This is a genomic window from Paenilisteria rustica (assembly GCF_013820765.1).
In the GTDB taxonomy this organism is placed as follows: Bacteria; Bacillota; Bacilli; order Lactobacillales; family Listeriaceae; genus Listeria_A; species Listeria_A rustica.
Genome location: NZ_JABJVM010000005.1, coordinates 95,540 through 107,767, shown reverse-complemented (window position 1 = coordinate 107,767; position 12,228 = coordinate 95,540). Strand labels below are relative to the sequence as shown.

At 42.0% G+C, this 12,228-nt stretch carries 9 protein-coding genes; all 9 read left to right on the top strand.

The features are described 5' to 3' along the window. Window positions 1–129: 129 nt before the first annotated feature. The 9 genes from HPK16_RS06715 to HPK16_RS06675 all read left to right on the top strand — a co-directional run bounded on the left by HPK16_RS06715 (window position 130) and on the right by HPK16_RS06675 (window position 12,177). Window positions 130–840 carry a polyphosphate polymerase domain-containing protein gene (locus tag HPK16_RS06715; protein WP_181676239.1) on the top strand — a complete coding sequence of 237 codons (711 nt, stop codon included), beginning with the start codon at window positions 130–132 and terminating at the stop codon, window positions 838–840. Further along, window positions 840–1,517 carry a DUF4956 domain-containing protein gene (locus tag HPK16_RS06710; RefSeq protein ID WP_181676238.1) on the top strand — a complete coding sequence of 226 codons (678 nt, stop codon included), beginning with the start codon at window positions 840–842 and terminating at the stop codon, window positions 1,515–1,517. Before HPK16_RS06715 ends, HPK16_RS06710 begins: the two co-directional genes overlap by 1 nt. Window positions 1,518–1,699: 182 nt before the next feature. Further along, window positions 1,700–2,623, top strand: coding sequence for a class A beta-lactamase (gene bla, locus HPK16_RS06705; protein ID WP_181676237.1), 924 nt, complete (start codon window positions 1,700–1,702; stop codon window positions 2,621–2,623). Window positions 2,624–3,448: 825 nt separating this feature from the next. Further along, a complete protein-coding gene (locus HPK16_RS06700; RefSeq protein ID WP_181676236.1) occupies window positions 3,449–6,091 on the top strand; it encodes a cation-translocating P-type ATPase in 2,643 nt (880 codons plus the stop codon). Next, entirely contained in the window at window positions 6,084–7,025 is a 942-nt protein-coding gene (locus HPK16_RS06695; RefSeq protein ID WP_181676235.1) for an L-lactate dehydrogenase, read from the top strand. The genes HPK16_RS06700 and HPK16_RS06695 overlap by 8 nt, the downstream gene beginning before the upstream one ends. 259 nt (window positions 7,026–7,284) lie before the next feature. Then, entirely contained in the window at window positions 7,285–8,394 is a 1,110-nt protein-coding gene (gene ytvI, locus HPK16_RS06690) for a sporulation integral membrane protein YtvI (protein WP_181676234.1), read from the top strand. A gap of 110 nt (window positions 8,395–8,504) precedes the next feature. Continuing rightward, window positions 8,505–10,028, top strand: a complete 1,524-nt coding sequence (cls, locus tag HPK16_RS06685; RefSeq protein ID WP_181676233.1) for a cardiolipin synthase — start codon at window positions 8,505–8,507, stop codon at window positions 10,026–10,028. 307 nt (window positions 10,029–10,335) lie between these two features. Then, window positions 10,336–11,832, top strand: coding sequence for a glutamate/gamma-aminobutyrate family transporter YjeM (gene yjeM / locus HPK16_RS06680; RefSeq protein ID WP_181676232.1), 1,497 nt, complete (start codon window positions 10,336–10,338; stop codon window positions 11,830–11,832). A 132-nt stretch (window positions 11,833–11,964) separates the two neighbouring features. After that, entirely contained in the window at window positions 11,965–12,177 is a 213-nt protein-coding gene (locus HPK16_RS06675) for a hypothetical protein (RefSeq protein ID WP_181676231.1), read from the top strand. Window positions 12,178–12,228: the final 51 nt, after the last annotated feature.

Sequence of the window (12,228 nt, the reverse complement as noted above, 5' to 3'; positions counted from 1 at the left end):
GGTATATGAGCTAGTATGCTTCCCACCATATAATATAAGCGTGCATCATCTGGAGTGGATTATTTTAAGTTGAAATAGGATATAAATATATATATTAAAAATATTTCGATAAAAGGTGGATAGGTAGTAATGCAGATTTTTGAACGTAAGGAAAAGAAATATATTTTGAGCGAGGAAAAATACAACTCACTGTTGGATCGGATTTCTGAGCACATGAAAGAAGATAAGTACGGTTTACACACGATTTGTTCGCTGTATTATGATACAAATAACTATGATTTAATTAAGCGGTCAAGCGAAAAGCCAGCGTATAAAGAGAAATTCAGAATTCGCACATACGGGGTTCCAAGTCATGAGCAGATGGTGTATTTAGAAATCAAGAAAAAACTAAAGGGGATTGTGTATAAACGAAGAATTTCGATGCGTCTGAGCCAAGTGGATGCCTATATGCAAAGTGAGCAAGAGGAACAATTTGAAGACAGATTAAATCAACAAATCAGCAACGAGATTTTTTGGCTAAAGAAAAAAGAGACAATCGCGCCTAAAGTCATCATTTCATATGATAGAAGAGCTTTTAGCGCCTACAAAGAGGACGAGTTTAGAGTAACATTCGACGCGAAAATAAGGTGGCGCAACGATGATCTCCAGTTGGCAAATGGTCACGATGGGGAACTTGTGGCACCAGAAATAGATGTATTAATGGAAGTGAAATCATTGCACGCCTATCCTTTATGGTTTGTGAAAATACTTTCCGATTTAGACCTCTATCCATCCAAATTTTCAAAATATGAACAAGTATATAGACGCTATTTAACCAATCAGAAAGTAGGAGTTTTATAATGTTAGAAAACGCAGTAAAAAGTGCAATGGTGAACGTAGATGTATGGCAAATAATTATGTATAGTGGAGCTTCGGTTCTTTTAGGGGTATTAGTGGCTTGCGTGCACATGTATCGCAACACCTACTCGCAAAGTTTCATCGTGACGCTGACGATTTTACCAATCTTGGTGCAATCGGTTATCATGCTTGTAAATGGTAATGTCGGGACGGGTATCGCTGTTTTGGGGGCATTCAGCTTGATCCGTTTCCGTTCTGTAGCAGGCGGTGCGCGCGAAATTAGCAGTATCTTTTGGTCGATGGGAATTGGCCTGGCGACTGGAATGGGATATATTATGTACGCACTCATTTTCTCGGCATTTGTCGCAGTTGTTTTGATCGTCTTGACACGCACAAGATTCGGATCAAAAAGTAAAGTCGCTGAGCGGAGCCTGCGTATTTCGATTCCAGAGGATATTGATTACGCGAACCTTTTCGATGACCTATTGCAAAGTTACGGCTATGAGATTGCGCTTGAGCAAGTGCGCACAACCAATATGGGGAGTTTGATGGAGTTACGGTACTATATTAAACTGAAAAACGTCGAGCAAGAGAAAGAATTAATCGATGCAATCCGCACTAAAAATGGGAACTTGCCTGTTATTTCGGGCCGCGTTTCAAGCATTAAAGCGGAATTATAATGAAAAAATAAGGGAAGAGTCTGGGTTTATAGCCTAGGCTCTTATTTGCGAAAATAGGTTAAAAGGTGAATTTGTATATAAAAATCAAATAATTAATGTTTTCTTTCTGTTTTCTGTAATTTCTATTTAACTTACTCAGTTAGAATAGGGTTTGTAACAAATAAATAGGAGGAGTTGAAAAAATGGTTTTCAAAAAATATGTGTTAGGATTGATGTTTCTTTTTGTGGTAGCCTCTTTAGCAGCGTGTGGTATAGCAGACAAAGACGCAGCGGCCACTAAAGCAAAAAAGGAGCCAAAGCAGGAAACGGCGACGGCAAAAGCCAATGCAGAGTTAAAAAAACTAGAGGAAAAGTACGGAGCAACACTAGGTATTTATGCTGTCAATACAGCGGATAATAAGAAAATCAGCTATAATGACCAAGAACGATTTGCCTACGTATCTACTTATAAAGCGATGGCTGGGGGATTATTGCTTAAAAATTTAACATCCGAGCAACTAAATAAGCGCATCCACTTCTCAAAAGAAGATTTAGTTGAATATTCACCAGTCACAGAAAAGCACGTAGAAAGTGGCATGACGGTGAAAGAAATCATCAATGCAGCTATGACATATAGCGATAATACGGCAGGAAATATCTTATTCCACCAATTAAGCGGACCTAAAGGCTACCAAAAAGAGCTTGCAAAAATTGGCGATAAAACAACACAAGCAGATCGATTTGAACCAGAATTGAATGAAGCTGTTCCTGGTGATAAGCGTGACACAACGACTCCAGAAGCAATGGCGAAAGGACTGTCATTCCTTATAACGAAAGGAAATATGGCATCTGATCGATTGGATTATTTCAAGCAAACCTTGATTGATAATACAACCGGCGACAAATTAATTCGTGCAGGCGTTCCGGACGGTTATACTGTCGGAGATAAGACAGGCGCCGGCTCATACGGCACTCGGAATGATATCGCGGTCATTTATCCTAAAGAAAAAGATGCGAAACCATTAGTCTGGGTGATCTATTCTAAAAAAACAGGAAAAGATGATGAATATAACGATCAATTGATTGCAGACACAGCAAAAGTACTTAGCAACTATTTTGCTTTATAGATATTGTTGGGGTTGTTCGAATGAAAAGAGTTACAACCCCAATATGCATGAGAGCAAAGCGAACATGTAATCCTTCCCGGTTGTTCGAAATGAAAAGAGTTACAACCCCAATATGCATGAGAGCAAAGCGAACATGTAAACCTTCCCGTTTACGTTAAAAGCCCCGTTCCAACGATCCGTTCTGCTACTTGCTTTTTGCCTAGAAACTAAGCGCGTAAGGATAGCAGAAAAATGAGATTTCTCTGCATATTGGGTACTAACTCATTTCATGTCGAGGGACTCCAACAACACGCGGTGGTTTGAGGTGAATTCATGTAGGGCATTTTTTATAGTTTGAGGAGACTCGTTTTGTGGGTCTTCTTTTTCTGCGATAAATCTCGAAAATTGTTATATATAAGTCTCTACAATACACAATTTTGGGGTAAAAAAAGAAATCAATGTGATACGGTTTGGGACCTTTTTATGGTATTATTAGAGATGAAAGTAATAGTGGGAGTGCGGATAGTGAAAGGGGATTGTAAAGTGTCATTTACAATTTCATTTTTCGCATTATTTACAATTAGTCGTAGATCACACATTGAAATTCTAAAAACATCGTCGTAAATAACATAATAAGGCTAGAACAACTCGTAAATTTTGAAATGATGCTTTTTTGATCAGAAATATTTATTGGAGGGGTTGTAGTCTTTTTTTTCGGGAATAGATAGAGTAGCTGTCTGATCATTACATAAGCCACCAAGACACGAATTGTAAGATTACTTTAATAGTGCAATTATTTTAAAGGTAGAATCACGAATTTGGAAACAGAGTGTGGAGGTAATCAGGATGAAATGGATGGAAAAAGAAATACAAGCCATTTTCACAGCGCTAAATACGAACGCTGACAAGGGGTTAACAGGTGCGGCTGCATCGACGAAAAAGGCGGAGGTTGGGCCGAATAAGTTCGAGGAAGGGCAGAAGGAGACGCTACTTGCCAAAATTGGCCATCATTTGCTGGAAATTACGACGATTATTTTACTTCTGGCCGCGGCGATTTCGCTTTATTTAGCGGTTACAACGGGTTACGGCTACCCTAAAGTCATCGTTATTTTGGGAATTGTGGTGCTGAATATGGTGCTGGGAATTTACCAAGAGAACAATGCGGAGCGGGCGCTTGAGGCGCTTCAGAATATGAATGCGCATATGACGCTGGTCGTTCGTGATGGTGTGAAGCAGGAAATCGATGCGACGGAATTGGTGCCTGGCGATATTATTGAACTTGGCGCAGGGGATATGATTCCAGCCGATGCGCGGATTATTGAGAGCAGCAGTTTGCAGGTCGAGGAGTCGGCGCTGACAGGTGAAAGTTTGCCGGTGGAGAAGGATGCGAACGCGATTGTGAGCGAGAAGTCACCGCTTGGAGATCGCTTTAACATGCTATTTTCGGGATGTTTGGTGACGGGAGGTCGTGCGCGGGCTGTCGTTGTGGAAACTGGGATGGATACGGAAATGGGGAAAATTGCGAGCCTGATTAACGCAACGAAGAAAACGGAAACACCGCTACAAAAACGCTTGAAGGAACTTGCGAAACGCTTGAGTATTGTGGCGCTTGTCGCTGGTGTACTCGTGTTCGGGATTGGGTTATGGCACGGGGAAACGATGATTGAGATGCTAATGATCGCGGTCTCGCTTGCGGTTGCGGCGGTTCCAGAGACTTTGCCGGTTATTGTGACGATTACGCTTGCTTACGGCGTACAAAATATGGTGAAGAAAAACACGATTATTAGGCGGATTCCAGCTGTGGAAACGATTGGGAACACGTCGGTGATTTGTTCGGATAAGACGGGGACTTTGACGCAAAACAAGATGCGGATTCAGCAGATTTGGTCGGTGGGTATGCCGCCAAAACCGGTGGAGGAAACGTTTGATGCATCTGAAAATGAGCTTTTGGAAATGCTGAGTTTGTCGAATAACGCGACGATTGAAGTAGCGGATGGTGTGGAGAATATTATCGGCGACCCGACGGAATCTTCTATTATTCGTCTGTTGAATGAGAAGGGTTTGACGAAAAAGGAATTGGAGCAGAAATCACCACGGGTATTTGAATTACCATTTGATTCGGAACGGAAGTTGATGACGACGATTCATGAAGTGGAAGGCGGATTCCTCTCGATTACAAAGGGTGCTTTTGACAGGATTCCGGTTGCTTTTTCGGAGGAGTTGTTGGAGCAAGCACGGGAGATTCATGACCGGTTTGCGGAGAAGGCATTGCGCGTCATTTCGGTTGGTTATAAACGCTATACCGAGATGCCAGAGGATTTGACGGCGGAGGCGCTGGAACGCGATGTGACTTTTGCGGGGATGGTTGGGATGATTGATCCGCCACGACCCGAGAGTAAGCGCGCAGTTTCGGAAGCAAAGCGAGCGGGAATAAAAACGGTAATGATAACGGGCGACCACATTGTGACGGCTTCGGCGATTGCTAGGGAAATTGGTATTTTGGAAGAGGGCGACAAATCGATTACTGGCGCTGAACTTGCCGAGATGTCGCAGGAGGAATTGGAGCGCACGGTACGCGATTATGCGGTTTATGCGCGCGTGAGTCCTGAGGATAAAATTCGAATCGTCCAAGCGTGGCAGAAAAATGGTGAAGTGGTGACGATGACCGGAGACGGCGTGAATGATGCGCCGGCCTTGAAAGCGGCTGATGTTGGTGCCGCGATGGGAATTACGGGAACCGATGTATCGAAAAATGCGGCAGATATGGTCATTACGGATGATAATTTTGCGACGATTGTAGACGCTGTGTCGGAAGGGCGGACGGCGTATGAAAATATTCGCAAAACGATTTATTTCTTACTCAGCACGAACTTCTCACAGATATTCATTATGTTCATCGCGATTACTCTCGGATGGGGCGCGCCAGTTGTAGCGGTGCAATTGCTACTTATTAACGTGGTTGCCGATGGGATTCCTGGTTTTTGTTTGAGCCGTGAAAAAGCAGATGCTAATGTGATGGATCGCCCGCCGATGAAGAAAAACAGTGGTATTTTTGCGAATGGTTTAGGTGCTAAAGTCGCGACACAAGCGGTTGTGTTCACCTTTGTAACCTTGATTGGATTTTATATAGGAAGATTCGTGGATATTAATGCAGACATCGGCGCGAGTGCTGATATTGGGATGACGATGGCTTTTGTCATTTTAGCTTGGTCCTCTGTATCGCATATTTTCAACGTTCGCAGCGACGAGTCTATTTTCAAAATTGGTTTTTTATCGAATAAACCACTATTCTTTAGCGCGATGCTATCGATGGTGATTATTTTGCTAATGGTTCTTATTCCGCCAGTTGCTAACATGTTCTACCTAGTGCCACTAAGCTTAACGCACTGGTTGCTAGCATTCGGATTATCTGTTTTCCCATTAGTATTTGTAGAAATTCAAAAAGCGATCAAAAATCGCAAACAAAAAGGAGACGAGAAATATGCGTAATGACAAACAAAAAGTGATTTTAGTAGGTGCTGGGGACGTTGGAGCAAGTTATGCCTTCGCGTTAACCGCACAAAATATTGCACGTGAAATTGGTATTATTGATTTAAATGTAGGCAAAAAAACAGGTGATGCGCTGGATTTATCCCATGGTTTGGCGTATACATCACCGAAACAAATCTATGTAGCAAGCTATGACGACTGCGCGGATGCTGACCTCGTTGTTATTACAGCAGGCGCGGCACAAGCTCCAGGAGAAACGCGACTTGATTTAATCGGCAAAAACTTAAAAATCACGAAAGCAATCGTGGATAGCGTCATGGCAAGCGGATTTGACGGACTATTTTTAGTTGCATCAAACCCTGTGGACGTCTTGACGTACGCCGTTTGGAAATATTCAGGCTTACCAAAACACCGCGTCATCGGTTCAGGAACATCACTTGATAGCGCGCGATTCCAACAAGCACTCGCTGAACTTGTCGGCGTCGATGCCCGCGACGTGCAAGCCTATACACTCGGCGAACATGGCGATAGCCAATTCCCAGTTTGGTCCCATGCGAATATCGGTGGTTTGCAAATCAAAGAATGGATGCATGACCATCCGGAAATTACCGACGAGGTTCTGGATGAGCTATTCCATAAAGTTCGTGATGCAGCCTATGAAATCATCGAACACAAAGGCTCCACCTATTACGGCATTGCAATTTCACTAGCCCGCATTACAAAAGCGATTTTTAACGATGAAAATGCGATTTTGCCACTTTCCGTTTATTTAGAAGGGCAATATGGTCACAACGATATTTACATTGGATCAACAGCGGTTATCAATCGTCAAGGAATCAAGTTTATAATCGAAATGCCACTAAACGAAAAAGAACAATCAGATATGGATAACTCAGTTAATGAAATTAAATCTATGATGCAGGACTTCTTCTAATCTTTTCCGCGTCAGCGGAGCGAGAAACGCTCATCTGCGTCGTTAAAGGCTCCGTTACGGTGCTCATGTACAAATCGTACATTCCGCTCCGGTACTCGCCTTTGCCTAGCAGCTAAGTATTTCTCGCTCCGCTGAGGTTTGGTGGTGGGGACGAGATTTAGCGTAGAAACATGAGCACTGACGCTTAGCTTTGAGAGTGAAGACAGGATTTAACGGGGAAACACGATTACATAGATTTAGATAGACGGGGGAGTTTTATATGGAAGAGAAACATGAGGTTGAAGGGAAGTCGAATTTGGAGAGGCAGAAGCGGTTTTTGATTCGATTTTTGTATTTGGCTAGTATCGTTATCGTGATTTTCCTTTTTATTAAGTATATTTTGCCGTTGACTTATCCGTTTTTGATTGGATTTGGCTTAGCGTGGATGTGTATGCCGCTCACTCGGCTGCTCGCTCGCAAAACGAAATGGCGGAATCGCAATGCATGGGGATTGATTGTCATGTTGTTCTTCTATGCGATTCTCAGCACCCTACTCATTCTGGGATTGCTGGAGCTCTTTAAATTGCTCGGTAGCTCAATCGGCAGTATTCCGAGGTATTATCAAAATGATATTTTACCAGCCTTGCAAAAAATCGAGGACTGGGGCGCCGATTGGATTGATAATATTGCGCCGGATCTCGCGCAGCAATACCATGATGTTTTCCATGCCGTTATCGCCAAAATTGGCCGTTTCGCACTTTCGCTATCTGGTAGCATTGCTAGCTGGATTGGCTCTGTGACACTTTCCTTGCCTGGCATTTTCATCTTCTTTTCTTTCAGCATGTTGTTTTCCTTTTTCATTGTTTGGTACTTTGACAAAGTGGGGGCGTTCATGCGGAAGCAACTGCCAGATCGTGTGAATGAAACGATGCAAAATGTGCATAAACATTTCAAAACAACGACAGTGGATTACATCAAAGCGTACCTTATTATCGCTGGAATCACGTGTGTGGAGCTTTTCATCGGCCTCACGATTCTAGGCGTCCCGAACGCGATTTGGATTGCTCTTGGCATTTCTGTTTTTGATATGATTCCTGTGTTCGGAACCGGTGGTATCATGATTCCGTGGGTACTCCTCATGTTCATCAACGGCGATTTTGCCTTCGCAATCGAACTGCTCATTTTATATATCGTCATTACGGTTATTCGAAATATCATCGAGCCAAAAATTCTCGGCACAAAATTAGGCCTAAACCCGGTTATTGCCTTATTCACACTCTACATTGGCTTACAACTATTCGGCATTATCGGTCTGATTCTCGCACCAATTATCACGGTTATCGTAAAAGATCTACACGACGCTGGCAAATTCAAAATTTGGAAATACTAATAAACGTTGCTACGTTATATAATACGGCGTAGCAATTTCTGTATAGAACAGGACAAAACAACTATATCCATGTATAATTGAAATAGAAATAAGAAAAAGGGAGCCATTATATGCAAAAATTAATCCAGTTTATCGTCATTTTAGTCTTATTTTCCCTCGTCGGTTTTTTCCTTTATACATGGTCAGGTGTCATTCTTACTGTTATAACCATTGCCGGAGAAATTACCGCAGTCGTCATTGCCGTACGTTTACTTCTTTGGGATCAGCGTAATACCACATCAAAAATCGCATGGCTAGCAGTCGTTTTTGTCCTGCCAGTTTTCGGAGTTATTCTTTACCTATTCTTCGGCAGAAACCCACAAAATCGGATCTTCACAGCGAATCAAGTGAAAGAAAAAGAAAAACTAATCGAGGCAATACATAACTTGCCAATCCAACAATCCGAAAAAGAACTACCAGAGCTATCGAAAAGTCTATATGCATTAACTGATATTCGGCCGATAAACGGCAATAAAGTAACTATTTTAACGAATGGATCAGAAACATTTCCTTCCATTTTAGCAGCTTTGCGAACAGCTACAGACCATATTCACATTCAATATTACATTTATCGCCAAGATGAGATATCTACAGAAATTCGCGATATTTTAATTGAAAAAGCGAAAGCAGGAGTCACCGTTCGTTTTATGTATGACGGCATGGGCTCGGCAAACCTGAAAGATGAGTTTTTAGAACCATTAAAACAAGCGGGCGCAACCGTTTATGCGTATGATCCCGTTCGTTCCATCTGGATTGCGCGCACAGCCAACCTCCGAAATCACCGTAAAATGATCATCATTGATAGCAAAATTGGCTTTACCGGAGGACTTAATGTAGGCGAAGAATATCGCAGCAATACGCCAGATTTCGAGGTGTGGCGCGATACGCACATGAAAATCGAAGGAACTGGTGTCCTAGAGTTACAAGAGTCATTTCTGTTTGACTGGGTTTACATGGAAAATCGTGCGGGAGCATCCGACGAGTTCATTAGCAAAGCCGGGATTGCACGTTATCTAAGCGCTCAGCCAGTCGACGGTTCAGATGATTGGGTGCAAATCGTGTATGGCGGTCCATACGATAAAGAGAAGTGGGTTCGCGACTCGATGCTTGATCTTATGGATTCTGCGAAGAAATCAGTCTGGATTGCGAGTCCCTATTTTGTCCCCGATGAAGAATCACTTGCCGTTATTCGCCGCGTATCAATGAGTGGCATCGATGTCCGTGTTATTATTCCAGGTAAAGGTGACCGCGGCGTTTCCTACCACGGAAGCAATGCCTATATCCAAACGATGATTGACGCCGGTGCAAAAATGTATTCCTACCGTGATGATTCGTTCATCCATGCAAAAGTGATGCTGGTCGACGGAGAGCGAGCAGCCGTTGGAACCGCGAATTTTGATATCCGCAGTTTCCGCCTCAATCACGAATTAATGGTATTCCTATACAACCGTAGCGATGCAGTCGTGCAATTAGAACGTGATTTCAATGCCGATTTCCTAGAAAGCCACCTATTCACAGAATCAGAAATGAAGGCGAAATCCAGAACAAAACGCATGAAGGAAACATTAGCAAGTCTGCTATCACCGATACTGTAAAATAAAGCTGTCAACCTTTTGTAGTGAAAACTAAATCGGTTGATAGTTTTTTTAGTGCTCATTAGTTGAAAAATATCAGGTATAACTAAAAATGTAAAATACATCCAACAAAATAGGTCAATAAATGGATGACCGAGAACCCTTAAATATGGTATAATCCTTTTGCTAACATGTAATACTCTATTAGAATTACGAAATTAAAAATCAGTCTATTGTATAATAATTATCAGACAAATGTAGTTTTAATTACTTTTAGCGTAAAATTTCATCACAATATAATTGAACAATAAAAAGTGGGGGGACACACATGACAACACAAGTGAAAAAGTTAACATTAATAGGCCTAATACTGATGATTTTCACGTCGGTATTCGGTTTCGCAAACAGCCCATCTGCGTTTTATTTGATGGGATATGGTGCCATTCCATGGTATATCTTCTCGGCCATCTGCTTCTTCATTCCGTACGCATTGATGATGGCAGAATTCGGTTCTACCTACAAAAATGAACAAGGCGGTATTTTTTCTTGGATGAATGACAGCGTTGGGCCACGTTTCGCTTTTATTGGAACGTTTATGTGGTTTGCATCGTACGTTATTTGGATGGTAAGCACATCGTCAAAAGTTTGGATTCCGCTTTCCACATTCATTTTTGGTGGCGACAAAACACAAGAATGGCGTTTATTCTCGCTGTCACCAACGCAAACTGTTGGAGTATTAGCGATTGTTTGGATGATCGTCATCACATTTTTCGCATCTCGGGGTCTAAAGCAAATTTCAAAAGTAACAGCAGTCGGAGGGATTGCCGTTACAGGTTTGAACCTAGTTTTACTCCTTGTCAGCGTACTAATCATTATTCTTAACGGTGGGGAATTTGCCCAACCAATCACAGGCTGGTCGTCCTTTGTAGAATCGCCAAACCCATCCTACGTCACACCGCTTGCCACGCTTTCCTTTGTCGTATTTGCGATTTTTGCGTACGGTGGTATTGAGGCTGTTGGAGGCTTGGTCGATCAAACGAAGAATCCAGAAAAGAACTTTCCAAAAGGGGTTATTATTTCAGCAATCATTATTTCAGTTGGCTATGCCTTGGGGATTTTCCTTTGGGGTGTAAGCGCGAACTGGTTACAAGTACTCAGTGGCAAAACGACGAACCTTGGAAACATCACATATGTCTTGATGTATAATCTAGGTTTTGAACTCGGAAATGCCTTTCATTTGAGCGCTACAACCGCAGCTTCAATCGGAACTTGGTTTGCGCGAATCACCGGTCTATCCATGTTCCTAGCATACACAGGAGCCTTTTTCACACTTATTTACTCACCGCTGAAGACTTTGATTCAAGGAACACCAGCAAAAGTATGGCCGAAAAAAATGACACGGATGAATAAGGCAAATATGCCAGAATTCGCGATGTGGACGCAATGTTTAGCGGTAATAATCATTATTTTACTAGCCTCATTTGGTGGGGACAATGCCTCTGCGTTCTACAATAAATTAACACTGATGGCAAACGTATCGATGACATTACCATACCTATTTTTAGCTTTCGCATTCCCATTCTTTAAAGCGAAAAAAGGACTGAGTCGAGAATTCGTCATCTATAAAAAGAAATGGCAAACGTATCTTGGCACAGCAGTAGTTTTGATTGTTGTAGGGTTCGCTAATGTCTTCACGATTATTAATCCATCGTTAAATGGAGATTATAGCAGTACAATTTGGATGATTGCAGGACCAGTTGTTTTTGCGATTGTTGCATACGTTCTGTACGAAACCTACTTGATGAGAACAAAAAAAGGTAGCTAATAAATGCGACGTTACGATTCCCAAATGGGGGTTGCGACGTCGCTTTATTTTTTGGATAATAAGTCACAATTTTTTGCTTGGCTAATTCATACATTATTTGTTATAATTGCAAGGTACGATAGATATAGAAAAATGAAAACAAAGGATGGTGCTATTTATATGCAATCACGGGATGCATTGAAAGATGGCGAGAAAGATACGGTTTGGGAGGAATGCTCCGAGGCATTTCAAGTAATTATCGATCGTATGCGGGCGCAAACAGAGGAACAGCAACAAAGACTCCAAAAAACAATCGATATGTTTAAAGAGAGACAAAGAGAATTGCAAGAAGAGATGGATAAATAGTATTGCATTATTCATAATGAAAAAGCTGGGATTATGACAGATTCCCAGCTT